General features: G+C 48.5%; 25 protein-coding genes and 1 pseudogene. 25 read left to right on the forward strand and 1 reads right to left on the reverse strand.

All coding sequences use genetic code 11. The features are described from left to right. The first annotated feature begins 61 nt into the window (after positions 1–61). The 4 genes from C0K55_RS22750 to C0K55_RS22765 all read left to right on the forward strand — a co-directional run bounded on the left by C0K55_RS22750 (position 62) and on the right by C0K55_RS22765 (position 3,306). Positions 62–253: a hypothetical protein gene (locus C0K55_RS22750; RefSeq protein ID WP_236942618.1), complete on the forward strand. Its 192-nt coding sequence runs from the start codon at positions 62–64 to the stop codon at positions 251–253. 1,020 nt (positions 254–1,273) lie between these two features. Further along, on the forward strand, positions 1,274–2,413 hold the full coding sequence (locus C0K55_RS22755) for a hypothetical protein (RefSeq protein WP_032337222.1): 1,140 nt from the start codon (positions 1,274–1,276) through the stop codon (positions 2,411–2,413). A gap of 9 nt (positions 2,414–2,422) precedes the next feature. Next, a complete protein-coding gene (locus tag C0K55_RS22760; protein WP_000980428.1) occupies positions 2,423–2,902 on the forward strand; it encodes a type III secretion system chaperone in 480 nt (159 codons plus the stop codon). Continuing rightward, positions 2,890–3,306: a type III secretion system chaperone gene (locus C0K55_RS22765; protein ID WP_000449599.1), complete on the forward strand. Its 417-nt coding sequence runs from the start codon at positions 2,890–2,892 to the stop codon at positions 3,304–3,306. Before C0K55_RS22760 ends, C0K55_RS22765 begins: the two co-directional genes overlap by 13 nt. Before the next feature lie 149 nt (positions 3,307–3,455). Here C0K55_RS22765 and C0K55_RS22770 read toward each other — a convergent pair. Further along, a pseudogene (locus C0K55_RS22770) lies at positions 3,456–3,958 on the reverse strand (IS66 family transposase); the annotation flags it as partial. Positions 3,959–4,032: 74 nt separating this feature from the next. Here C0K55_RS22770 and sctC point away from each other — a divergent pair. The 21 genes from sctC to C0K55_RS22875 all read left to right on the forward strand — a co-directional run bounded on the left by sctC (position 4,033) and on the right by C0K55_RS22875 (position 23,319). Further along, complete coding sequence (gene sctC, locus C0K55_RS22775; RefSeq protein ID WP_010356250.1) at positions 4,033–5,733, forward strand: type III secretion system outer membrane ring subunit SctC; 1,701 nt, start codon at positions 4,033–4,035, stop codon at positions 5,731–5,733. Beyond that, positions 5,723–6,853 carry a type III secretion system gatekeeper subunit SctW gene (sctW, locus tag C0K55_RS22780; RefSeq protein ID WP_105266855.1) on the forward strand — a complete coding sequence of 377 codons (1,131 nt, stop codon included), beginning with the start codon at positions 5,723–5,725 and terminating at the stop codon, positions 6,851–6,853. Before sctC ends, sctW begins: the two co-directional genes overlap by 11 nt. Continuing rightward, positions 6,847–8,913 carry an EscV/YscV/HrcV family type III secretion system export apparatus protein gene (locus C0K55_RS22785; RefSeq protein ID WP_000935086.1) on the forward strand — a complete coding sequence of 689 codons (2,067 nt, stop codon included), beginning with the start codon at positions 6,847–6,849 and terminating at the stop codon, positions 8,911–8,913. Before sctW ends, C0K55_RS22785 begins: the two co-directional genes overlap by 7 nt. A 36-nt stretch (positions 8,914–8,949) precedes the next feature. Beyond that, the gene (gene sctN, locus C0K55_RS22790; RefSeq protein ID WP_000661523.1) at positions 8,950–10,242 is read left to right on the forward strand and encodes a type III secretion system ATPase SctN; all 1,293 of its coding nucleotides are present in this window, start codon (positions 8,950–8,952) and stop codon (positions 10,240–10,242) included. Next, positions 10,226–10,693: a hypothetical protein gene (locus C0K55_RS22795; protein ID WP_000054623.1), complete on the forward strand. Its 468-nt coding sequence runs from the start codon at positions 10,226–10,228 to the stop codon at positions 10,691–10,693. Before sctN ends, C0K55_RS22795 begins: the two co-directional genes overlap by 17 nt. 535 nt (positions 10,694–11,228) lie before the next feature. Beyond that, the gene (locus C0K55_RS26775) at positions 11,229–11,468 is read left to right on the forward strand and encodes a SpaN/EivJ family type III secretion system needle length determinant (RefSeq protein ID WP_225521164.1); all 240 of its coding nucleotides are present in this window, start codon (positions 11,229–11,231) and stop codon (positions 11,466–11,468) included. Next, complete coding sequence (locus C0K55_RS22805; RefSeq protein ID WP_000050398.1) at positions 11,468–12,367, forward strand: YscQ/HrcQ family type III secretion apparatus protein; 900 nt, start codon at positions 11,468–11,470, stop codon at positions 12,365–12,367. Before C0K55_RS26775 ends, C0K55_RS22805 begins: the two co-directional genes overlap by 1 nt. Further along, the gene (locus C0K55_RS22810) at positions 12,357–13,019 is read left to right on the forward strand and encodes an EscR/YscR/HrcR family type III secretion system export apparatus protein (RefSeq protein ID WP_000426583.1); all 663 of its coding nucleotides are present in this window, start codon (positions 12,357–12,359) and stop codon (positions 13,017–13,019) included. The genes C0K55_RS22805 and C0K55_RS22810 overlap by 11 nt, the downstream gene beginning before the upstream one ends. Before the next feature lie 31 nt (positions 13,020–13,050). After that, entirely contained in the window at positions 13,051–13,311 is a 261-nt protein-coding gene (locus C0K55_RS22815) for an EscS/YscS/HrcS family type III secretion system export apparatus protein (RefSeq protein WP_001004426.1), read from the forward strand. A 4-nt stretch (positions 13,312–13,315) separates the two neighbouring features. After that, positions 13,316–14,089, forward strand: coding sequence for a type III secretion system export apparatus subunit SctT (gene sctT / locus C0K55_RS22820; RefSeq protein ID WP_096925791.1), 774 nt, complete (start codon positions 13,316–13,318; stop codon positions 14,087–14,089). A 6-nt stretch (positions 14,090–14,095) separates the two neighbouring features. Then, positions 14,096–15,184, forward strand: coding sequence for an EscU/YscU/HrcU family type III secretion system export apparatus switch protein (locus tag C0K55_RS22825; protein WP_000016402.1), 1,089 nt, complete (start codon positions 14,096–14,098; stop codon positions 15,182–15,184). A gap of 50 nt (positions 15,185–15,234) precedes the next feature. Beyond that, the gene (sicA, locus tag C0K55_RS22830) at positions 15,235–15,735 is read left to right on the forward strand and encodes a type III secretion system translocator chaperone SicA (protein ID WP_096925790.1); all 501 of its coding nucleotides are present in this window, start codon (positions 15,235–15,237) and stop codon (positions 15,733–15,735) included. Continuing rightward, positions 15,728–17,455 carry a type III secretion system translocon subunit SctE gene (gene sctE, locus C0K55_RS22835; protein ID WP_096925789.1) on the forward strand — a complete coding sequence of 576 codons (1,728 nt, stop codon included), beginning with the start codon at positions 15,728–15,730 and terminating at the stop codon, positions 17,453–17,455. Before sicA ends, sctE begins: the two co-directional genes overlap by 8 nt. A 29-nt stretch (positions 17,456–17,484) precedes the next feature. Beyond that, a complete protein-coding gene (locus C0K55_RS22840; RefSeq protein WP_032337204.1) occupies positions 17,485–18,453 on the forward strand; it encodes an IpaC/SipC family type III secretion system effector in 969 nt (322 codons plus the stop codon). 58 nt (positions 18,454–18,511) lie between these two features. Next, positions 18,512–19,495 (forward strand): type III secretion system needle tip protein SctA, encoded by a 984-nt coding sequence (gene sctA, locus C0K55_RS22845; protein WP_105266856.1) that lies wholly within the window; start codon positions 18,512–18,514, stop codon positions 19,493–19,495. 73 nt (positions 19,496–19,568) lie between these two features. Continuing rightward, a complete protein-coding gene (locus C0K55_RS22850; RefSeq protein WP_050544778.1) occupies positions 19,569–20,750 on the forward strand; it encodes a PrgH/EprH family type III secretion apparatus protein in 1,182 nt (393 codons plus the stop codon). Between the two features lie 22 nt (positions 20,751–20,772). Continuing rightward, a complete protein-coding gene (locus C0K55_RS22855) occupies positions 20,773–21,018 on the forward strand; it encodes a type III secretion system needle complex protein (protein WP_001179682.1) in 246 nt (81 codons plus the stop codon). A 17-nt stretch (positions 21,019–21,035) separates the two neighbouring features. Beyond that, on the forward strand, positions 21,036–21,335 hold the full coding sequence (sctI, locus tag C0K55_RS22860; protein ID WP_000606230.1) for a type III secretion system inner rod subunit SctI: 300 nt from the start codon (positions 21,036–21,038) through the stop codon (positions 21,333–21,335). Continuing rightward, entirely contained in the window at positions 21,332–22,084 is a 753-nt protein-coding gene (locus tag C0K55_RS22865; RefSeq protein WP_000603487.1) for an EscJ/YscJ/HrcJ family type III secretion inner membrane ring protein, read from the forward strand. The genes sctI and C0K55_RS22865 overlap by 4 nt, the downstream gene beginning before the upstream one ends. Further along, positions 22,077–22,682 (forward strand): type III secretion apparatus protein OrgA/MxiK, encoded by a 606-nt coding sequence (locus C0K55_RS22870; protein WP_071988076.1) that lies wholly within the window; start codon positions 22,077–22,079, stop codon positions 22,680–22,682. The genes C0K55_RS22865 and C0K55_RS22870 overlap by 8 nt, the downstream gene beginning before the upstream one ends. Further along, positions 22,621–23,319 carry a hypothetical protein gene (locus C0K55_RS22875; RefSeq protein WP_001137813.1) on the forward strand — a complete coding sequence of 233 codons (699 nt, stop codon included), beginning with the start codon at positions 22,621–22,623 and terminating at the stop codon, positions 23,317–23,319. Before C0K55_RS22870 ends, C0K55_RS22875 begins: the two co-directional genes overlap by 62 nt. Positions 23,320–23,360: the final 41 nt, after the last annotated feature.

A 23,360-nucleotide genomic window follows, 5' to 3' on the forward strand; every position in this document is an offset into this window, starting at 1 on the left:
ATAAAAGAAATTCCATCACGAGTGAATAATGCAGGTGAAGGTGTCTCAGAGGGGAGTGGACGTGCGTCAGAATGCTGTAATTGATATTTTACTTATTATTGTCTTTTCTCTTTCTTTATTAATTTGCAGAAAAGTTTCTGCTGCTACCGGATGGCAGTCCGGCGGGGATTTTCAGGGAGTCGTGGAATTCGGGGGTACCATCACGCCTTATGATGACACACTTTCCACGACAGTGGGAATACCAGGGTGGTAATTATAACCGTTATCACTGGTATTTTTGCTGAGAGAGTCTGGAAGTTGTCTCCTTCTGCGGTTTCTTATGACCTGCTTTGATTGCAGGCTGTGGGCGGAATTTCCGGATGTATAGTGAATGAAGCACCATAATACATGGTGCCGGTGGTATGCCATCAGAATAATGAAATCGTTGCTTTCTTTGTTATTTCGCTATGGCCGTACGCTGATCACGGTACGGGCGGTAGCGTATTTTCAGCACTGGACACTGGAAGTCAAAACGGAGTAATGAACATACTGTCAGTCGGATCATTCAGCGTTTGAGCAACAGCCTACATTCAGGTGTCACAAGGAGAGTCTTCTGGAAATCTCCTGATACAGAAATGTTTCGTGAAAATATATAATCAAAACATCACCGAATGCAAAAAGAGTAAGCCACTTCCAGAGCCTCCCGGACCAGAAAAAATGAGAACTTGTCCTTTACCCCAGGAACGATTGAGTGATGGTGTGTGAATGGGGGCCCGGGTATAACAGCAGAAAGGTGAAGTGAATTAGAAAAAACAATATTTCAGTTACTCCGGTATATAGGTGGTAAGGGAATAGGATATATTTTGGGGAATATACCAGAAACATATTTATCAAGTATATTGAGAACGCTACGGTTATGGTTGCAAAAAAAAGAGTTTTGTTTAACCTTCCTGCGTGTCGTTAAAGCTGAAAATACCCTGGTTCTGGTGCATGACGGTGAAGAAGCCTGGAGGGGGATGATACATTCAATTGAATGCCTGAGTTGATATGTGAGCACTGTAATAAACTTATCCGCAATAGCCCAGCGGATATAAATGTAAGATGAACCCACCTGGCAATGAAAAACAAAAATTGTTTTGGGCTCTTCTGATACAGAAGGCAGAGAGAACAGCAAACCAGTTCTAATATATTGTGTTGTCAGGTTTTGCTTTGCCTCGGTAGTCGATGTTTTATTTTTATTAAATAAAAGCAGAGAGCATTTCTTCTATCGAAGAGATTTTTTATAGGGTATTCTATGAAATATACTTCACATATTTCACACAGACTTATCCAGCACATACGACACCCGGTTCACCCGGAATGTCATAATGCCACTGATTCCAGTTTCTGTATTTCTCCGTCTGCTGGGCAGGAAAATGTCACAGCGGATGCCAGAATACTTTATGGCGCGGGAAATAAAGGAAATGTAACATATGCAAACAGGAGTACATCTGAAAGACAACGTCAGGGGATATCTTTTATATTAAATAACCGGTTCGTTCTTGTTCCGCAGCATGATAAACTGAAAAATGAGTCTGTAATATCCCTTTGTAAAGAAGGGGGTATGATTTGCCGTGACATTATGTCCGGGAAGCCGGTTGTACCAACTAAAGATAATGTGGTTAAAGTTATGTGGTATCTGCAGGCATGCGCCTCTGATAAAGTCAGTTCATCTGCAGGATTGAAATATGAGGGCCCGCAGATTTTTAAGATGGGAGCTTTCAGTGTGGAGGATAACGAACACCGTCTTGAAAGCTTTTTGAATAAGGCAGGGGCTTATCGCCGTAAATCAAGCCATCTTCGGGAATATCAAAAAGCAGGAGAAAAATATCAGCCCGCAGGACTTGATATTTTCAGTAAAGATGGATATTTGCCCCATAATCGTAAAACAATACTTTTTGAACGAATGCCGCAGAAAAGCCACACAACACCCACGGGGATCCCGGGAAAGAATATGCTTTTTATTAAAATGGAGGAACACGGATGCCATCGGAAACGTGATAAACTCGCGCATCTGAGAGATTTCATTCCCACTCTTCTGGAACAGCGTTTTGGGGTGGTAAAAACAGATACGGGAACAGATAACAGGGAGCGTATTCCTGCGGAGTTAAAGAAACAGTATTCAGATATTTTTTCCCGGTATGAACAAATAACCGGAACAAAATTTTCCTCTTCAGATGCAATGTCAACGACTGGTGGTGTAAAAACCATACTTGATGATTTATACCAGATGCATAATGATATTTTCTTTAATATCAATAGTCATGCATCCACCGAAGATACCACTCATTTTCTGGCAGATATAAACAGTATGTCTGATACTCTCAGGGCGCGCGATCATGCAGAACTGAGGATCGGAAATGAAATTATCCTTACTCGGGATGAAATTGTCTGATGTTTAACCATGATGATGTACAGAGAACGGGCTAATTTATTACTGAGTGAACTCAGTCAGTATCTTGATGATGAACATCCTGTGCTGGATGAAAGTAATTATGCCTTCACCTGGCTGTCAGATATGTTATTTTCGTTCACTCTGGTCGGAGAGGATGAAGAGGAAACGCGGGAAATTCTGTGCGTGGTTCATATCTGCCCATTTCCGTATTGTGATGACGGAATGGCATATGATCTCCTTCTTCAGCTACTGCATGATAATTATGCCTGGAGCAACACAGGGGGAGGCGTGTTGGGTATTGATGAGCAAACCGGGTTTGTTTGTCTTTGTTTACAGGTTGATATGTTTTCCCTGGAGCAGAATGAGTTTGCCGGGAGGATTGCCTGTATTTACCGGATTGTGCAGGCGTGGAGGGCGCGTCTGATGAACGTGCAGACCGGGGGAGAAGATGTCCGTCCGGAGGTCGGGAGGATGATATGGAGACCATGAGCCGTTTATCCATATTGCTTAATCGTTTATCAGAACGGTACCGTATATCTGAGACAACAGAGGCGGTTTCGGAAAACTTCCGGATTGAAATAAATGACATATTATTCAGTTTTTTTTATGAAGAGAGCAGACGGGAGATTTATATTCAAGCTGATGTGGGAGAGGTAGTGCCCGGAATGACAGCAGAAGCCCTGCGGTCCCTGCTTTCTATGAATTATCTGTGGGATGTAACGAATGGTGGCGTATTCGGGATTTGCAGGGACAATCATGAGGTCACTTATCATTATCGGATAAGTGACCCGCTGAAGAAATCAGAGGATTATGATGAGTATCTGATTGATTTGGTGGATGATATAGCGTATAGCATTAGTTATGCTAGGGACATATTATATTCTGTGCGCTGATTAGTCTCATATCAGCGGTAGTGTCGGTAATAACGTTAAATTCCGTTATTACAGGCTTAAAATGCCCCCGGTTAAATCGTCTGAAATGTCATTTTAGTGATGAAATAAGAATGAGTCAGAGTAGCAACTGTCTTTGGTGCTGATTCAATGTACGCGAACCAGACCGCCGGGGGCATCTGTGAACCGGTATTACGGTCATCACGGACGTAGACCTACAACCTGGCTGTCCGGATTTTACCACTACCCGGCTCCTGGACCGGAACGGGGATATCATCGGCATGTACCTTACCGGGCATCAGCACATACTGGCGCAGCTCAGCTCCACACCCTGACGGCGGTATAACGGCAGATGGTCTGCATATTTCCCGGTGACAACATGAGCCAGAAGCCCCGCTCCGGCATAACTGCGTGCAATGGGTTTTGAAGGAACCGGCGTCTGCACGATATGCTCATACCGGCAACAGGTCAGTTTCGGACGTTGTGTTTCGATAACATTAAAGGCACTGCTGATAAGCTCCAGTTGCTCTGACACATCACATCCCAGTGGACTGAGTTCACCACCACAGGCCGGACTGCATTCCTCTTCCGGCCGAATGACCCGGACTTCACGGGGATGTGAGGCAGGTAACGGTTTACGGGCGGTAGCGTACTTGTGTAAATATATATTTATCCTTTATGTGAGGAGATAATATCTGTTTTACGTCATACTTAATTTCTCGGTAAAAAATGAAACCAAGTAATATTATTGTAATTTTTATTATATTGTTGTTTGGTATTTCTCCGTTTTCCATAGCTACAGGTTCTGAAACACTATTCGATAATGGGTATGTGGCCAGAAATGATTCATTGAACAGTTTTTTTGAAGCAATGTCGACTAAGCTCAACAAAACTGTTGTTGTCAGTAAAAGCGCGTCCAGAAAAAAAATTAACGGTAATTTTAATTTCAGGGACCCTGAAGCTTTGCTGGACAGATTAGCTTCTCAATTAGGGGTGATTTGGTATTCAGATGGACAAACTATCTATATCTATGATGCGGAGGAAATTCGTAATTCTGTTATATCATTACAGAATATTTCTTTATCTGCATTTAAATCGTTTCTGAAAGAAGCCGGTCTGTATGACAGTCGTTATCCATTGAAGGGGGGTGAGCAGAACGGTATTGTTTATATTTCAGGGCCACCAATTTTTGTTAGTATTGTTACTAAAACTGCAGCTCTGATAGATAAACAAAATAATGATATTGAGATGGGGCGATTGAAAATAGGAGTATTTCGCCTTCACAATACCTTTGTAAATGACCGTACATATCAGTTACGTGATCAGAATATTGTTATTCCTGGTATCGCGACAGTAATAGAAAAGTTATTGGCGGGTGAACAACAAAACCTTACAGAAGTACAGGGGAGGATGTTTCGGGCCTCAGGCAGTAATATAGCTTCAGAAGTTTTGTCTGGAAACAGTAGCACTGATAATGAAATGTATATTGATGAGGCCAGGGATTCTACCACTTCCTCAAGTACTCCAATCAGTGATATTAAAGTAATTTCTTATCCTGATACGAATAGTCTGTTAGTTAAGGGGACTGCTGAGCAAGTTGATTTTATTGGTGCACTGGTTAGATTGCTGGATGTTGCCAAACGGCATGTAGAGTTATCTTTGTGGATCATTGATCTAAACAAGAATGATTTGGAACAGTTAGGGGTTGCATGGGGAGGTTCGACCAGTTTCAGTAATAAATTAGATATAGCCCTCAATCAGACTTTGGTCAGTACTCTTGATGGTGTGCATTTTCTTGCATCCGTGTATGCGCTGGAGAAAAAAAATCAGGCAAGGATTGTTTCAAAGCCTGTGCTTATGACTCAGGAAAATGTACCTGCCATTTTTGATAATAACAGAACATTTTATACAAAACTTATAGGTGAGCGAAATTCAAGCCTGGCGCATGTGACATACGGCACGATGATTAGTGTTCTTCCGCGGTTTTCAGCCGATGGAGAGATTGAGATGTCTCTGAACATTGAGGATGGTAATGAAGAAAAGCAATCTGTAAGTGGCAATGAAGACAGTGTTTTGCCAGAGGTGGGGCGGACTCATATCAGTACCGTTGCGAGAGTTCCTCAAGGAAAGAGTTTGTTAATAGGGGGATATACACGTGACAGTCGTACAAAGGATGTCCAGAAAATTCCGTTATTGGGGGATATACCGTTAATTGGTAGTTTATTCCGCTATGAAAATCAGAATCAGAATAATGTTGTTCGCGTATTTCTTATCCAGCCAAAAGAAATTTTAGATCCCCTGATGCCAGATGCTGATGTTTTTGCTGCAGAGCTGATGCAGGATAGTGGGATTGAAAACAACCGCGATCCTCTGGATAAGTGGGTGTTAAGCTACCTGAACCGGGGGCAGGCCCTGAACCATGGAAAATAATATCGTATCCGGCAACCGGATATCCTTTTTCAGAAAACATATTGGTCGTTTGACTCAGCAAGAGGTTCATCACCAGAAAGGGACGGAACAGGCGGAGGGGTTGCAACCCGAAGATCTCTCTCCGGGGGCGGAAGTGCAGCGTTTCATTCAATCCACAGATGAAATGTCCGCGGTAATGGCTCAGTTTCGTCACCGCCGAGATTATGAGAAAAAGGCGGACAGTCTGGCAGATAGTTTTGAGCGGGTGCTTGATGATGATGTCCTGCCGAAGGCTCGACAGATTTTACAGATAATTCGCAGTCAGAACGTTAGTGCAGAAAAGCTGCTGTCTTATATCCGGGAATTCTTTTCCGATGACAGCGATCTGGTTCTGGTTCTGCGGGAGCTGTTGAAATGTCACGCAGCCGATCCCGTGGTGGGAAAAAGACTGTCGTCTGTGCTGCAGGAGGCACAGGCGCAGGCGGAGCCCCGTCAGCTGAAAGCAGGGATTAACTGTGCTCTGAAGGCCCGGTTATTTGGTAAGGCGTTAATGCTGCGTCCAGGGTTATTACGGGCAACTTACCGGCAGTTTATCCGGAGCCATGAACCGGAATCTGAGCTGTATGCGGACTGGATCAGTAGTTATGGATACCGGCGGCGCTATGCTATCCTGGATTATATTGAGGAGGCTTTACTGGCAGATATCAGTGCCCGGGTAGCGAGCAGCTCCTGCTCTGAATTTGGCTACTTGCTGGGTCGTTTAAGTCAGATTAAACGGCTGCGCTCGGCGGATATATTATTTGTCAGGAGACTGGCTGAGTGTTTATCTGGAAGCCAGCTGGAGGAAGATGAGGCGTTATGGGTATTGCTGATGCTGGCATTATTACAGCACCCCGAAGAGGTTGATGCCATATTAACGGAGACAGTGGGGCAGAAAATGTGGCTACTTGACGCCAGGGAGCGGAGCATTTTTTTACAGGCTTTATATATGGCCTGTAAGAGCCTGCCGGTTTCGTTATTTGACGAAGAACAGAATGTGGTGTTGCTGGAGCGTCTGAGGGCATTTACAGATACCGCTTGCCGGCATGAGCTGGTCGGGAGTGGTTTATTTACAGGTGGCCGGGGCAGTAAACGGTGCTGAATTCCTTATTAAACGGGGTGCGTGTCCGCCCGGAATTGCTGATTTTGTTGTTAATGGTGATGATCATCTCAATGTTTGTCATCCCGTTACCGACTTATCTGGTTGATTTTCTGATTGCGCTCAATATGGTTCTGGCGATCCTGGTTTTTATGGGGGCGTTCTATATTGATCGGATCCTCAGTTTTTCAACCTTTCCGGCAGTGCTGCTGATAACCACCCTGTTTCGCCTGGCGCTGTCCATCAGTACCAGCCGCCTGATCCTGATTAATGCGGATGCCGGTGAAATCATTGCCACCTTTGGTCAGTTTGTCATTGGCGACAGCCTTGCCGTGGGTTTTGTGGTTTTCTCAATCGTGACGGCGGTGATGTTTATCGTTATTACAAAGGGATCAGAACGGGTGGCGGAAGTGGCAGCCCGCTTTTCCCTGGACGGCATGCCCGGTAAACAGATGAGTATCGATGCTGATTTGCGCGCCGGGATTATTGATGCCGACACGGCCCGTGAGCGCCGGAAAGTGCTGGAGCAGGAAAGCCAGCTGTACGGCTCTTTTGACGGGGCGATGAAGTTTATCAAGGGCGATGCCATCGCGGGGATTATTATCATTTTTGTGAACTTCATCGGGGGCATTTCTGTCGGGATGAGCAGCCATGGAATGGATTTTTCCACGGCGCTGTCCACCTATACCATGCTGACCATCGGCGATGGTCTGGTGGCGCAGATCCCGGCGCTGCTGATTGCTGTCAGCGCTGGTTTTATCGTTACCCGCGTGAATGGCGACAGCGATAATATGGGACGAAATATTATCGGACAGTTGCTGAATAATCCCTTTGTACTGGTTGTGGCGGCGGTGCTGACCGTCAGTATGGGGACTTTGCCCGGTTTTCCGCTTCCGGTTTTTATGATCCTGTCTGCTGCACTGGGAGTGCTGGTTTATTACAGAATGCGCTCGGGTGCCGGGGATAACAGCACCATCATCGCGGGGGGCGGTGTGTCTGGTTTTTCTGCTCCAAAAGAAGAGCGGGGAGCGTTTTCATCGCTCAGGCGAATCGATAATCTTGATAAAATGATCACAGAAACTGTTCCACTGGTTCTGCTTGTTCCGGGTCAGCGGTGTGCGTGGCTGGAACAGAACCAACTTTCAGAATTATTAATCAGCCAGTTTTTTATTGACTACGGGGTCCGGTTGCCAGAGCTCCTGGTCCGTGGTGATGAAAGCCAGCCAGATAATACGGTGTCATTACTGATTAATGAAATTAAGGTGGCGCAGTTCGGTCTGTATTTTGATTTGATCAGAATCGTTAACTTTTCTGCAGAACTCAATGAGTTGGGTATTGATGTCACATTCAGTACATCCGGCAGGGCAAAATGTGTGTGGACAGTGGCGGACAATGCCGAACGGCTGAAAGCCCTGGGTTATCAGACCCGCACTGCCATCGATGAGCTGTACCAGATGCTGTCGGTGATCCTGCTTCGCAATATCAATGAGTACTTTGGGATCCAGGAAACCAAACATATGCTGGATCAGTTCGACTTTAAATACCCTGATGTACTGAAAGAAGTGTTACGCCACCTGTCTGTGCAGCGTATTGCTGAGATCATGCAGCGGTTATTAAGTGAACGAATTTCTGTACGTAATCTGAAATTAATTATGGAAGTGCTGGCGTTGTGGGCGCCAAAAGAAAGGGAAGTGCTCAACCTTGTTGAACTGGTACGCACTGCCATGGCGCGTTATATCTGCCATAAATTCACTGACGGTAATGAGCTGCGGGTGGTGATGTTGTCACCGGAGCTCGAGGACATTATACGGAAAGGGATCCGGCAGACATCCGGAGGTGCATTTCTTAATCTGGAGCCGGAGGCCGCTGAACGGTTGATGGATCTTTTTACGCTGGGACTGGATGACTTAACCATTGCGCATAAGGATCTGGTATTGCTGACGTCTGCAGATATTCGCCGTTTTGTCAGGAAGTTTATCGAAGGAAAATTTCCCGATCTGGATGTGATGTCCTATGAGGAAGTGATGGACAGTAACGCAGTCAATGTTATCAAAACGCTTTGATTCCGTGGTGTTACCATGGTCGGCTATCAGTGAGTGATGAAAGAATTACGTCTGTTGCAGCGGCTGGCATACCCGCAGAGGATATGCGGCTCTGTTCTTGAAGCGGCTCTGCCTGATGTGGCTATCGGGGAGCTGTGTGATATTTACCGTGACTGGCAGGATAAACAGGTGATGGCGCGTGCCCAGGTTGTGGGGTTACACCGCGATCGTACTGTACTCAGTTTAATTGGTAATGCCTGCGGGCTGACACGGAAAGCCGTGATCAGGCCCACCGGACATGCCTTGTCTGTCAGGATCGGGAATGCTGTCCTCGGAGCGGTACTGGATCCGACCGGCACCGTTGTGGAGCGGCTTGTCGGTGAGCCGATGTCTTCAGGGGAGGAGGAGCGCGTGATTGATTCCGGCGCGCTGCCCTATACCCTGCGGGCTGGTATTCATGAGCCGCTGGTCACTGGCGTGCGGGTGATAGATGGTCTGCTCACATGCGGTGTTGGTCAGCGAATGGGGATCTTCGCTCCTGCAGGCTGCGGCAAGACCACCCTGATGCATATGCTGATAAACCAGACGGATGCTGATGTTTTCGTTATCGGGCTGATTGGCGAACGCGGGCGCGAAGTGACCGAGTTTGTGGAGTGGCTGAAACAGTCACCTGAAAAATCGCGATGTGTACTGGTGTTTGCCACCTCAGACTACTCCTCTGTCGATCGCCGGAATGCAGCACTGCTGGCCACCACCGTGGCGGAGTTTTTTCGCGATCAGGGAAAACGCGTTGTGCTGTTTATTGACTCCCTGACCCGGTATACCCGGGCACTGCGCGATGTGGCGTTATTTGCCGGCGAGCCGCCGGCGCGGCGCGGCTATCCGGCGTCGGTTTTTGACAGCCTGCCGGCCCTGCTTGAGCGTCCGGGGGCCACGCCGGGAGGCAGTATCACCGCCTTTTACACGGTGCTTCTGGAGGGGGAGGATGAGGTGGATCCGATGGCGGATGAGATTTGTTCGATCCTGGATGGTCATATATTCCTCAGCCGGAAGCTTGCAGGGCAGGGGCATTACCCGGCGGTCGATGTTCTCAGAAGCGTCAGTCGGGTGTTCAGCCAGGTGACGGCACCTCCCCACCAGGCACGGTCCGTGGAAATACGCAGGCTGATGACCAGACTGGATGAACTTCAGCTGCTGGTTGATTTGGGGGAATACCGCCAGGGAGAAAATGCTGAAAATGACCGCGCCATTCAGCTGCGCCGACCACTGGAGCAGTGGTTATGCCAGCCGGTTAGCCAGTACTCTTCTTTTGAAAACACCCTGCAGGGAATGAATGAGTTTACTTCATAAGGTCAGCCGCCTGAAAAAAAACAGTGAATTATTCCGGACCCGCTGTGAACAGCGGTTACACCAGTTATCCCGGGAAAATGCTGTTCTGGAGGCGTCAGAGGCTTCCCTGAACGCGCAGGTGGACGGACTCAGGCAGCTGCTGAAAACCTGCCAGGCAGAGGCCACCGTTATCTCGCCTGAGCAGCTGAGAGCACTGTTACGAAAGCAGGCGGTGCTGCGCTGTAAAATACAGGAACTCCGGGCTCAGGCGCAGCAACTGCAAACCCGGAGGGAGTCGCTGTTAAAACAGAGCATGGAACAACAAAAAAAGAGGAATCATTTTTTGCGAAAAGAAGAAACGTACGACCGCTGGCTGCGTTGCCAGAAAAAGGAAATGCAACGGTGCGCTCTTCAGCGGGATGAAACTGAACAGGAAGAAAATGGTAATGGAAAGCATTATACCGCCCTGTAATACCGGAAAGATACCGTCAGTAACACAGGACAGTGTGGAAAGTCTTACGGATTTTCTGAAGAAAAAAATAAAGGACTGCGGCAAAAAAACGCGGAAAGGCAGGGAAGAGGAGCGGGTATATGGGGGGGAACACCCGTTGCCTTTCCGGTACTTACCGCCGGCCTGTTTGCTGGAGAAGGCGGGAAAAGGCGGGGGACAGCCCGAAGCACTGTCGGTGGTGGCTCGCTATTTTCCGGGACAGACCGCGGATGGCGGGCAGGTACGGGCATTGCTCAGTAAACGGATAAAGGAAAAGGAGAGCGGGGTCGCGCGTGAAGGGTATCCCGGGGCATCCGGAGCTGACGCCGGCTTACTCCCGGCAGAGAGCGCGGCGGGGGAAAAAAAGGAGAAGGCGGATCCCCCCGGTATGCCTGCTGCCCTGCTTGTCCCTCATCCGACCGGGATGTTTTCCGGACATTCTCCGGTACCGTTAACTCGATCCCGGACTGAGACGCCGGTTCCGGAGATGGCGCCGTCATTTCAGGCGCCATCAGAAATGACGGAGAAAGGGGAGGCCCTGGTATACCGTTTCCGTACGTGGGGCCGGGAGGCGTCAGTCTGTATTCAGCCACAACACGGAGGCGCCATGATGTTACAGCCCTCTGATGTGGCGGTTGAGCAGCGGCTGGTTGCGCACTGGCCCGCGGGGCAGCAGCGGCACTGGTATCTGGCTTCAGATGAGCAGGGGGCGCGAAATTATTATCAACCCAACCGCGATAATGAGGAGGAAACCTGATGTCGCTTGCACTGAGAAGGGACAGTGAGCGCCGGCAAATATTGTTCCGTGCAGCGGTTCTCTGGCAAAAGCAGGGATGGACAGCTGAGCTGGACACGCCCGGCGCATATGGTGAGTGGGTACCGTTGGGGGATACCGGACACACCTGGAAAGGCTGGCTCCGGCTGGCTGACTGGTTAGCGTATGTGGCCCCCGGGCTGGCCGGGGCGGCCATCTCCGCCGGTGCCGGGAATGAGGTTGCAAGGTGGCTGGCGGAGTGTGAGGTGCCATTCCGTTTTCCGATGCCGGAGTTGGCTTATGAGCGGTTGTGGATCGGCAGGATCGCGGCGGCAGACGCGTTGCCAGCAGAGCCGCTTTTGCGGGTCATGAGCGACAGGGGGCCGGTATGGCTTGAGCACGTTTGCGTCGGTGACGCGGCAGAGATGTTTTCCGTGCCTGACGGTGTCCGCTGGTCCCTCAGTCTGGTGACGGGCCGTAGCCGAGTTGAGGCTGGCCTACTGGGCCGGGTGGCGATCGGGGATGTCCTGCTGATTAAGGAACCCTTGTCTGAGGTTCACTGCCATACAAAATTGCTGGGATATTTCTGTCGTTCAGGAGAGGAATGTATTTTGGAAATGGGTCAGATGCAGGATATACAGGAAACAGAACAACATGTGGTACAGGATCTCGGACAGCTGCCCGTCAGTCTGGATTTTGTGTTGTTTCGAAAGCAAGTGACATTAACCGGGCTGCAGGAGCTGTATCAGGGGAAGGTGCTGGCATTACCTGCGGAGGCTGAAAAACGGACAGAAATCAGGGCAAACGGGGCCTTAATCGGATACGGGGAACTGGTGCAGCTGGATAACTCACTGGGGGTGGAGATCACAGAATGGGTGTGTAGCAGCGGCAATGGAAAATGATATTTCACTGATTGCCTTACTGGCCTTTTCCACCTTACTGCCGTTTATTATCGCCTCAGGGACCTGTTTTGTTAAATTTTCTGTGGTTTTTATCATGATGCGTAATGCGCTGGGGCTGCAGCAGGTGCCATCAAATATGGTGCTAAATGGGGTGGCATTGATGCTTTCTGCCTTTGTGATGTATCCGGTCACACAGCAGGCCCTGGATTATTATCAGAATAACAGCGTGAATTTTCGTGATGCGGATTCCGTCAGTGATTTTGTTGAGCACGGTCTCGGGCGTTACCGTGAATACCTGAGCCGGTATTCCGATAAGGAGCTTGTGGCGTTTTTTGAGGATGCGCAGCATCAGCGGGTTTCCCGGGAGGAGGCGCTGGCGGCGGAAGGTGAGCAGACCTCCATACTGTCTTTATTACCAGCTTATGCCTTAAGTGAAATAAAAAGTGCCTTCAGAATCTGTTTTTATCTCTATCTACCGTTTGTGGTGGTGGATCTGGTGATATCCAGTGTGTTGCTGGCGCTGGGGATGATGATGATGAGTCCCGTCACGATATCCACCCCGGTCAAACTGATCCTGTTTGTGGCAATGGATGGCTGGACGCTGTTATCCCGGGGGTTAGTGATGCAGTATATGGATTTGGTAAAAGGGTAACGCCGGACAGCGCCAGGCCGGGTTTTTTTGTATGAATGAGTTAGTGTTCGCCGGAAACAAAGCGCTTTATCTGGTGCTGTGCCTTTCTGCCTGGCCGGTGGCGGTTGCGACGTTAATTGGGTTGCTTATCGGTATTTTCCAGACCGTAACACAGTTGCAGGAGCAGACATTACCGTTTGGGTTAAAACTGCTGGGGATCTGCCTGTGCTTTTTTCTGTTGTCCGGCTGGTATGGTGATGCCCTGCTGGCGTTCGGGCGGGACATGATGCGTCTGGCGATGGCCGGAGGCTGAGACAATGGCGTATCCGCTGTTTTTTGATATTCATGCCGGGCTGGCCGGGGCAGCACTGGGGTTTGCGAGAGTGGCGCCAGTGTTCTTTATTCTCCCTTTTCTGAATAACGGTGTGCTGAGCGGAGTGGTCCGCACGGCCGTTATTATGCTGGTTGTGCTGGGGATGACTCCTTTCGGGCCTGTAGAGCGGGAAGCCGTGATGAACATTTTGGGGTGGCCGCTTCTTCTCCGGGAAGCGTTCATCGGGATCGTGCTGGGATGTCTGTTGTCATGGCCATTCTGGGTGTTCCATGCCATCGGATGTATTTTTGACAACCAGCGGGGAGCAACCCTGAGCAGCAGCATTGATCCGGCAAATGGTGTTGATACCTCTGAAATGGCCACGTTTATGAATCTGTTTTCAGCCGTTGTGTATTTGCAGGGGGGCGGCATGCAGATGATGCTGGAGACACTCCGGCACAGCTATCAGGTCTGTGGCCTTACCACGGGATGTATGCCTGCATTACCCCTGTTGCTGGGGATTATCGGTAAGATAACCGCCAGGGCGCTGGTACTGGCAAGTCCGGTGCTTGCAGTGTTGTTGCTGGGTGAGATCATGCTGGGACTGTTGTCGCGTTTCGCGCCACAGATGAATGCGTTTGCCATTTCACTGACGGTAAAAAGCCTCCTGGCATTATTTATCCTGCTGATTTACTTTTCACCTGTGCTGTCGCCCGGGGTCATGACCCTGACGTTTCCGACCACGGTGGCTGAGCTGTGGTTACAGAAAGAAACATAATCCCTTATGTCAGGCAATAAAACCGAAAAACCCACCCGCAAGCGACGGGAGGAGGCGGCCAGAAAAGGGCAGTCGTTCAGGAGCAGGGATTTTATTGTGGCTTGTCTGACGCTTGGGGGAACCGCTTATTTGGCGTCCGTTGCTTCCCTGAGGTCGTTGATGGAGGTATTAGGGCAGGCAGTTTCCTTCCATTTTCAGATCAATATTGCGGATTATACAGAGCAGGTTTTCTGTAGCGGGATGAAGATTATTCTTCCCTTTCTTGCTTTGTGCCTTTTTTGCTCAGCCCTACCCTCAATACTGCAGACGGGGTTTGTTCTTGCCACGAAGGCGCTTCAGCCCCGACTGTCCGCGCTGGATCCGACGAAGGGAATAAAAAAAATCTTCAGCCTCCGGACAGTGAAGGAGGCTGTGAAGGCGATACTCTATTTGGGCAGTTTTATTATTTCTGGCATGCTGTTCTGGTTTGAGAATAAACGTCTGGTATTTTCCCAGGTTAATGGCAATCTGTTTGTTGTTGCCGATGTCTGGAGACATCTTCTCTTTTCTCTCGTTACTTTATGTTTGGGATGTTCTGTTATTATTCTTCTGCTGGATGCGCTTGCGGAATACTTTCTTGTGATGAAAGACATGAAAATGGATAAGGAAGAGGTGAAACGGGAAATGAAGGAGACGGAAGGGAATCCGGAGGTTAAATCACGCCGGCGGGAGATCCATATGGATATTTTATCTGAGCAAATAAAATCAGATATTGATAATTCCCGCCTGATTATTGCCAACCCGACTCATATTGCTGTCGGGATCTATTTTAAGCCTGAAATAGCTCCGTATCCGTTAATCTCGGTTCGGGAGGCGAATCAGCGTGCTTTGGCTGTCCGGCAGTATGCTGAGAAAGTCGGTATTCCTGTGGTGGTGGATATCAGGCTGGCCCGGCGGATTTTCAAAACACACCGCCGTTATGATGTGGTCAACCTGGAGAGTGTGGATGAGATCTTACGTCTTCTCGTCTGGCTGGAGCAGGTGGAAAATGCTGGTATGGCAACGGGGATGAATAGCCAGGAGGCCACTCACCTGCCGGATACGGAGGAAAAGTAGGGCCGGTATTTTTATGATGAAACCTTCGACTTGCAGTATGGAGAGACATTATGGACAACGATGCCAGTAATGAGCATGTGATGGAGATGCTCTGGAAAGTGATTAGTGAGGGCGGTACGTTACAGGAATTATATGCTATTCCCCAGGATATCATGGATTGCTTATATGCGCATGCATATAACTTTTATAATAATGGTAGCCTGGATAATGCCGCCGTTTTTTTCCGCTTTCTATGTGTTTATGATTTTTATAATCCGGATTACATCATGGGATATGCGGCCGTCTGCCAGAGAAAAAATGATTTTCAGAAAGCCTGTGATTTGTATGCTGTTGCGTTTGCCTTACTGAAAAAGGATCACCGCCCCGTGTTCTTTACCGGGCAGTGTCAGTTGATGATGCACAGGCCTGAAAAGGCAAGGCAATGCTTTGAGCTGGTTCTTCAGGAAAGTAGTGATGAGTCACTGAAAGCAAAAGCCCGGGCTTATCTTGACGCTATCAACGAAAAACCGGACCGGGCAGACACGATAAATAAAGGGGAGAAGTATGAGTGATCCTGTTATTCATGGCAGGCTGGCGTATGCAGGAGAGCGTCTTGCATCACTGGTCAGTGCCGCGTCTGAACATGTTCAGAAGGATAATCGCTTTTTGCATGCAGCAGATAAGGCGCTGAAAGCGCTCCTGGACACACCACTGACAGTAAAGAAAAACGACGGAACTGCGGATAACGATCCGATGTTTGTCCCCTTACGGGCGCCTGCGGTAGAAATACAGGAGACGCTGAATGCTGAAGGTCGGTTAACCCTGCTGCTGGGACGGCTGGCAACGCTGATGGGGGATAACTCCGTTTCACAACTGGCCAGTCGACTGGAAAACCGCCTGGCCGTGATAGCGTCGCAGCAACAGCAGCGTGAGCAGCTTTCCGGCGCCTTCCAGACAGCGTCTGAAGAGGCTCAGTCAGCGATGGATGTGTATAAAACGGCGCTGGACAGCCTGGCGGCCGCACAGGCTGCTTACCATGACTGTGCCGGAAAGCTTGAACGCGCGGAGGCAAAGCTTGATGGTCTGGCTCCTGGTGCGCCTGATTATGTATCGCTGAAACAGGAGATTGATACGCTGCGAAACGAACTGTCGTCCCTTCGGAGCAATCAGGAGAAGGCATTAAATGCAGCAGAGGTGGCTCACAATAGTGCCAGGCAGAAAACAGAAAAACTGGACGGCATCGCCTCTCAGATACAGGGGGTTTTTCTGACCGGAGGCCGGGCGGAACGGTACCAGACCGATAATCTCAACAGCATTGCCCGTTTTACCATGCTGCTTTCGATATTTATTGAACTGGTCGGGAAAAACAACGAAGAAAGTCTGAAAAATGACATGGCATTATTCCGCACTCTCCAGGAAAGCAGGCAGGAAGAAATGCTGAAGAAGTCTGAAGAGTATCAGGAGGAAACACGAAAAGCCGAAGCCCTGAATCGTACGATGGGGTGTGTCGGCAAGGTGGTTGGTGCATTGCTCACTGTTGCCAGTGTTGTTGCGGCGGCCTTTACAGGAGGGGCGGCGCTGGGGCTCGCTGCCGCCAGCCTGGCGCTTATCCTGACTGACGGGATTGTGAAAGCTGCTACAGGGACCTCATTTATTCAGGAAGCGCTGAATCCAGTGATCCAGCATGTGCTGAAACCGCTGATGGATATCATTGGAAAGGCTGTGGCAAAAATCCTGGAAGGATTCGGAGTTGACAAGGCATCAGCAGAGATGGTGGGAAACATCTTGGGCGCTATTTTAGCAGCCGTTACGTCGGTGGTTGTCATTGCGGGCGTGGCTATTCTAGGAAAAGGCGCAGTCTCAAAGTTGGGGCATGTACTGAAAAAAATGATGGATGAGGCTGTTAAAAAATTGCTGCCTGATGTCCTGAAGCACGTAATGAGAAATGGCAATCAGATCCTGTCTCATGGCATACAACGCCTCGCAGGTGTTTCGGGTAGCAGGTCTGTTCTTTTAAATAAAACCGTACTGGGTGTCAGTGGCGCCAATACCGCAGCCCAGTCAGGAGCAACGGTTGCTGAAGGTGTGTTTCTGAAGAAAGCCAGTGATGCGTTTGCCGACTTTACCCTGTCCCGTTTTTCCAGCGAACAACTACGGCAGTGGCTTAAGCAAGCCGTGGATATTTTTGAAGATAACAACAAAATGGCCTTGGAACTCCAGAAAACATTGTCATCTGTTATCCGTCAGCATTCAGATACATCACGTTTTGTTCTGCGCCAGATCCGTGCGTGAAATGTTCAATATAAAAAGGGAGAATAATGATGTTTACCGTTAACTCAGGTATGAATCCATCTGTGAACACGTCTCAGATGCTGGTTCAGTCCCTCACACAGCCAGGCTTGCGGTTTGCCAGTGTGAACGAGATCCTGTCTGCTCCAGGAATGACGGAGGAGGGGAGAGGAGCATCTGCTTCAGATCCGGTTCTTGTACCGCCAGCAGGGGACCTCTCAGTGAGGAAAATGCGTGACGCCGCCAGTTTTCTGAAAAATGCAGGAGAGGATACGGTGTTGCTGAGTTCTGTTGAAAAGGAATTCATTAAGAAAGCCAATGAGGAAATACAGCGTTGTATGGAGGAAAAACAGGCGGGAAAAGAGGATTTTTTTGATATCAGCAACCTGTCCTCCGGCGCCATAGCTTTACTGGTAGCTGCCAGTATGTTGATGTTGTCGCTGAATCAGGCCGATACCCGACTGGCAGGTAAACTGTCGCTGGTCAGTTTTGATGCCGCGAAAAATATGGCGGACTCAATGAAGCGGGAAGGGATAGGGATGTTGGCTGGTAATATATCTCAGAGTGTGCTTCAGCTGGGGCTGACAGGTGTTGGCGCTAAGTTCGGGCTGAAGGGGCTGAAGAACGAGAAACTTGCCCTGCGGCAGAATACCGCGAAGATGACATTGACTAATGACGTGAAAGGGACTGGCCAAAATATAAAGGATAATCTCGCTTTTAATGCTCGTCGCCAGGAAATGACTGGGAACGCAATTATGCAGAATTCGACGGCTGTAGGCAATATCGCTGGGGGCTCCGGACAATATGCCGCAACCCTTGAGCGTTCAGAGCAGCAGATTAGCCAGGCCAGTAATCGGGTCGCTGGCACTGCATCTGATGATGTCCGGGAAAGTGCGCGTAAGGCAAACAGCTTGATCCAGGAAATATTAAAAATTATGGAAAGTATCAGCCAGTCGAAAATGACATCCATGGCTGCAGTAGCCGGAAATATTCGGGCCTGAGCGAGAGAATGCCGGGTGAGTGGGCGGTTGTCCGCACAACCGGTGCTATGGAGGAGTTATGTTTACTGTCAGAAATCATCAGGTCGCCGCTCATACCGGCATTAGCGTGAAGCTGCCGGAAAAGGAAAACCGGGAAAGAGGGATGGCACCTTCAGAGTACCGTCCAGACAGGGGGGAGAACAACAGGGAACCGCTGGTCGGTAAAATGCTACTGGTGCCGCAGGATAACGATGAGCGCCTTCTTGAAAGGCATCAGTATGTTGGTCGTCTGAAGGCTCTGGCTGCTGCTGGCATTCCCCTGTCGGCAGGGCAAAAACAGGCGTTATCGGAGCTTTTTTCTGTTTCCGGGTTTTATATGCTGGCACATGTGCGTCAGGCACCGTCAGGTGTCGATCTGTCAGACGCCGAACTGTGGGAGATGGTGACGGATAAAATTTCTGCGACCGGTGAACATTATCTGGGCGTTTATGAAAACGTGGTGGCGGTTTATACCCGTTTTTATCAGGATTACAGCAATATTCTGTCTGCTCTGGGCGGGTGGTTACTGGCCGGGAAGGACGGAAATAACGTGAAGCTCGACGTGATGTCCCTGATGCAGGCGTTAAACCAGTTGCTTCAGGAATACGGGAGCCCCAGTGAAAAGACCGTACTGTTTCCTGCACAGTCAGGCGGTACCCTGATCGGCGCAACGGAAACGGAAGCGAGGCAGTGGCTTGAAGAGCTGAACCTGCCGGAAACCTGTCTGAAGCCGGTCGGCACAGGGTATGTTGTTCTTGTTGATCTGACGCCAGTACAGAAAATGGTGGACGATCTTAACGGGCTGGGGAGACCGGGCGATGATTCTAAACTGGAAATGGATAACGCGAAATACCAGGCATGGCAGTCAGGCTTTAAGGCCCAGGAAGAGAATATGAAGACGACCTTACAGACACTGACACAGAAATACAGCAACGCCAATTCATTATACGATAACCTGGTTAAAGTACTGAGCAGTACAATCAGCAGTTGTATGGAAGCCGCGAAGAGTTTCCTACAACGATAAACGAATGATGTACTGCTCTGTGTTCCTGGTGTTTTGTTTTATGTAATAGTGAATTTTAAAAGTTATATTTAGTATGGCAGGCACAGAGGATAATGTATCTGATTTTCAGCCGTATGTGATCAGAATACTAAACGGCCCCCTTATGGGGTGCGAATACCCATTACAGGCTGGAAAAATATTATTCATTGTCGGAAAACATTCTGCGGTGGCAGAAGAGGATTTTTTTCCGGTATTTCCCGACGATACTGTTTATATTCCCCTTGAACAGGGGGGAGTTAATTTTGAAATTACGACTGATAATAATAATCCCAGTGACAAGCGGATCGCGCTTCATGAGCTTCGTGACACCGGGCGCCATACCCGTTATGTTGACTGCAACACACCGGTAAGAGTTGGCGAGCTGGTGATTGCCGTTCGTGCCCGTGGCGAGGTCTGGAGTACGGCGATTCTGTTATATCCGGAAAACAGGGACGGAAAAAAGGGGAAGAAACGCCGGGGATATCTGGTTTCGGGAATGTGTCTGCTTGTACTGGCAGTGGCTATATCGGGTGCGATACGGTTATGGAATACGCCGCAGCACAGGACCGCGGAGTTGAATGCCCTGTTGGGGGACGAACAACACCGTTTTAAGATCCTGCCGGGAAAAAACCATCTGTATTACATTTTTGCCAGGAATGAGCAGGATCGCCTATGGGCCCGTCAGGTCGCAGTCCGGGAAGGGTATGGTGATTCTGCACTGGTTATTGATGCAGATACAGAAAACAAACGTATCGCAACGTGGTTTGATAGCCATTATCCGACGCTGGCCTATTATCGGTTACATCTGGATAATCCGGAAAAGCCGCGGCTCTGGGTGAGTCGTCAGCGTACAGATCTGAATGCTTCTCTACATAAACATCTGACCGAAAACTTAATGGCATTGCTGCCTTATGCCCGCACCGTTGACATTGTTCCTGTCAGTGATGAAACGGCATTATCACAGGCTGAAGAGGGGCTGAAACACAGAAACATTCCTTTTTACCGTAAAGGCACAGGAACGAACCTGACATTTATGATATCAGGTGAACTCAATGACACAGAGATTTTCCGGGCCCGTGAGTTTATTAAACAATATAATCAGAAGTGGGGGGAGCGATATGTACAATTTGGAATTGAACTTATAAATGACAGGAGTAAAGAAAATTCTTTTCTTTACGGAAAATATATGTATATGAAAGATGCTCCGGATGTCTGGAGTTTTATAAATCCTCAGTAAATTATAAAAGAAGGAGATAAAAATGCAGAATATTTCATGGTCAGGATATCTTGATGGGGTATCAAACACATTTGATACTGGTGTCAGTGATTTGCAGTCACAGGTAACGGAATCATTGGACAAGTTATCAAAAAGCCCCTCAGATCCGGCATTGCTGGCAGCGTATCAGAGTAAACTTTCAGAATATAATTTATACAGAAATGCGCAGTCAAATACGGTAAAAGTCTTTAAAGATATCGGTGCAGCAATTATTCAGAACTTCCGCTAACAGGAGTGATAAATCAGATGATTAACGCAATTTTTGTTCCGAAAACAACGCCCGATTTGTGGGATTCGGAGAGTAACGGAACCGGTGTTATCTCTCTGGATCACAGGTTGATACAGGCGTTTGCAGGTGCAACTGCTCATGCAGAGACAGAAAAAATGGCGGTTTTGCAGAAGATAGAACAGCCTGGCGGAGTAACAGATCCTGCCGAGTTGTATGCTCTGCAGGTCCGGACCGCAAATTATAATCTGGAAGTATCCCTTATCAGCACATTAACACGAAAATGTACAGGAACAGTGGAAACCTTATTGCGCTCATGATCCTGCGGTATTTATTTTTTTTACTGGTGCTGACATGTCTGAGTGGCTGTAAGGAAAAAAATCTGCTCCAGGAACTGGATCAGTACCAGGCGAATGAGGTTATTTCCCTGTTACAGCAGCATAATATCAGAGCAGATAAAATTGATAACGGAAAAAAGGGATTTTCTGTTACGGTTGCAGAACCTGATTTTACTGCGGCAGTATACTGGGTTAAGGTCTATGAATTACCGCCTCGTCCGAGAGTTGAAATTGCGCAAATGTTTCCTGCAGACGCGCTGGTTTCCTCTCCTCGGGCAGAGAAGGCCAGGCTCTATTCCGCTATTGAACAGCGCCTGGAGCAATCGTTGCAGACCCTTCCGGGCATCATTTCTGCTCGTGTTCATATCAGTTATGATATTGATGCCGGAGAGAGCGGACGTCCTTCCGTACCGGTTCACTTATCTGCACTGGCTGTTTATGAACGTGGTACGCCACTTGGGCTTCAGATAAGCGATATCAAGAGGTTCCTTAAGAATAGTTTTGCGAATGTGGAATACGATAATATTTCCGTCGTTTTGTCGGAGCGCAGAGAGGATGAATTCAGAGTGTCTGCCTCTCGCTCCAGCAGGCAAGATATCAGTGCTGGAGTGTTGGCGGTGGTGGTGGCTTCAGTAGTGACCATTGGTATGGTTGTGTGGTTGTTCTGCTGCCAGGGAAGAGGACTGCTGAGCAGGAAGTCATTCTGGAGAAAAGGGGGACGTCATGATTAGCTCTTTGCTGTCAGCACAACTGCAACGGGTGATATATGATCCCCTTTCGTATATTCATCCAGAACGTATTAGGATCGTGCCGGAACTGATTGCGCAGCCCGCTCAGCGAGCTGCGGTTAATGAGTTGTTGATCAGAGCAGGACGACTGGATATCTGTTCCACTGAAAGCCGCTACGTACTTCGGGAACCACTGGTACAACATTTATTGTGCCAGTGGGATTTGCTGGTTCAGGTGGCTTTTCTGCTTGGTTGCAGTGCCCGGCGAGGAGAGCTGGCCTGGCAAGGAAAGCTTCTCAGTCTACCGGAATGGGCTCGCTTTTTTTTACAGGCCAGTTTACCTGTTACGATACCTTCCGGAATACTGCTGGCAGAGTCGGCTGGGGTACTTTGCACCGGATACAGCCTGTTACAAGGCTGTATCCGCCATCTTCCGCAATTTCTGACACAGCGTGTTTCATTACTTTTTCCGCCACAGGCTGAATGTGCGTTGTCATCCCCGCCAGTGGATCCGTTAATGTTGCTATTGACCTTACAACATGCCCAGAAATATCCCGATAAACACTTCTCAGCAGCCTCTACTCGGTGGTGTACTGATTAAGCGTAACACCCTGGAGAAAAAACTTTCTCTAGGACGGTTGGAACAACAGGCCCGTAAGCGGGCAAAACAACTGATAAAAGATGCGCAAAAAGAAGCGCAAGTCTTACATGAGCAGGCCCACAGAGATGGGTTTCAACAGGGGATTTTATATGCCCTGAAACAGGTGGTCACTTATCTGTCAGACAGCAATCTTACTCTGGAATACTGGCAGCAGTGTCTTGAAAAACAGGTCAGGGAAATGCTGGCAACGTCAGTAAACCATCCTGAAACACTTTTAGTGGTGTTTGATGAGTGGATGAGCAGGGACATCAATTCTGACGTTACGGTCAGTATTATTTTTCCAGAAGCTATGAAGACAGGATATTCCGAGGTGATATCCAGGATAATCGGAGACAGGGGAGCGGGGATTGATATCAGATATCATACGGGTTCAAATATTATATTTCGTTGTGGGGAAAATATTGCTGAATTTTCCCCTGTTGAATTTACGGAAGCGGGTACCCGGCGGATACTTATGAAAAATATACCAAGGGTAAATCAGGACTGTCATTGCCTTTCCCGAGATGCGTTGATATTATTTATAGAATATTGTCAGAATTTAATTAATAAACCAGAACATCATGATGCAGTTAAATAATATATACAGATAAATTCACAAGCATAGAAAAGATGGTTTAA

The organism is Escherichia sp. MOD1-EC6098, assembly GCF_002965865.1.
Taxonomy (GTDB): domain Bacteria; phylum Pseudomonadota; class Gammaproteobacteria; order Enterobacterales; family Enterobacteriaceae; genus Escherichia; species Escherichia marmotae.

Coding starts and splice junctions, on each gene's coding strand:
- sctW (WP_105266855.1), top strand. CDS start 5,723: ATGGAAAATAATATCGTATCCGGCAACCGGATATCCTTTTTCAGAAAA.
- C0K55_RS22875 (WP_001137813.1), top strand. CDS start 22,621: ATGCCCAGAAATATCCCGATAAACACTTCTCAGCAGCCTCTACTCGGT.
- C0K55_RS22840 (WP_032337204.1), top strand. CDS start 17,485: ATGTTTACCGTTAACTCAGGTATGAATCCATCTGTGAACACGTCTCAG.
- C0K55_RS22810 (WP_000426583.1), top strand. CDS start 12,357: ATGGAAAATGATATTTCACTGATTGCCTTACTGGCCTTTTCCACCTTA.
- C0K55_RS22755 (WP_032337222.1), top strand. CDS start 1,274: ATGAAATATACTTCACATATTTCACACAGACTTATCCAGCACATACGA.
- C0K55_RS22865 (WP_000603487.1), top strand. CDS start 21,332: ATGATCCTGCGGTATTTATTTTTTTTACTGGTGCTGACATGTCTGAGT.
- C0K55_RS26775 (WP_225521164.1), top strand. CDS start 11,229: ATGACGGAGAAAGGGGAGGCCCTGGTATACCGTTTCCGTACGTGGGGC.
- C0K55_RS22870 (WP_071988076.1), top strand. CDS start 22,077: ATGATTAGCTCTTTGCTGTCAGCACAACTGCAACGGGTGATATATGAT.
- sctN (WP_000661523.1), top strand. CDS start 8,950: ATGAAAGAATTACGTCTGTTGCAGCGGCTGGCATACCCGCAGAGGATA.
- C0K55_RS22805 (WP_000050398.1), top strand. CDS start 11,468: ATGTCGCTTGCACTGAGAAGGGACAGTGAGCGCCGGCAAATATTGTTC.
- sctT (WP_096925791.1), top strand. CDS start 13,316: ATGGCGTATCCGCTGTTTTTTGATATTCATGCCGGGCTGGCCGGGGCA.
- C0K55_RS22855 (WP_001179682.1), top strand. CDS start 20,773: ATGCAGAATATTTCATGGTCAGGATATCTTGATGGGGTATCAAACACA.
- sctE (WP_096925789.1), top strand. CDS start 15,728: ATGAGTGATCCTGTTATTCATGGCAGGCTGGCGTATGCAGGAGAGCGT.
- C0K55_RS22825 (WP_000016402.1), top strand. CDS start 14,096: ATGTCAGGCAATAAAACCGAAAAACCCACCCGCAAGCGACGGGAGGAG.
- sctA (WP_105266856.1), top strand. CDS start 18,512: ATGTTTACTGTCAGAAATCATCAGGTCGCCGCTCATACCGGCATTAGC.
- C0K55_RS22760 (WP_000980428.1), top strand. CDS start 2,423: ATGATGATGTACAGAGAACGGGCTAATTTATTACTGAGTGAACTCAGT.
- C0K55_RS22765 (WP_000449599.1), top strand. CDS start 2,890: ATGGAGACCATGAGCCGTTTATCCATATTGCTTAATCGTTTATCAGAA.
- sicA (WP_096925790.1), top strand. CDS start 15,235: ATGGACAACGATGCCAGTAATGAGCATGTGATGGAGATGCTCTGGAAA.
- C0K55_RS22815 (WP_001004426.1), top strand. CDS start 13,051: ATGAATGAGTTAGTGTTCGCCGGAAACAAAGCGCTTTATCTGGTGCTG.
- sctI (WP_000606230.1), top strand. CDS start 21,036: ATGATTAACGCAATTTTTGTTCCGAAAACAACGCCCGATTTGTGGGAT.
- sctC (WP_010356250.1), top strand. CDS start 4,033: ATGAAACCAAGTAATATTATTGTAATTTTTATTATATTGTTGTTTGGT.
- C0K55_RS22850 (WP_050544778.1), top strand. CDS start 19,569: ATGGCAGGCACAGAGGATAATGTATCTGATTTTCAGCCGTATGTGATC.
- C0K55_RS22795 (WP_000054623.1), top strand. CDS start 10,226: ATGAGTTTACTTCATAAGGTCAGCCGCCTGAAAAAAAACAGTGAATTA.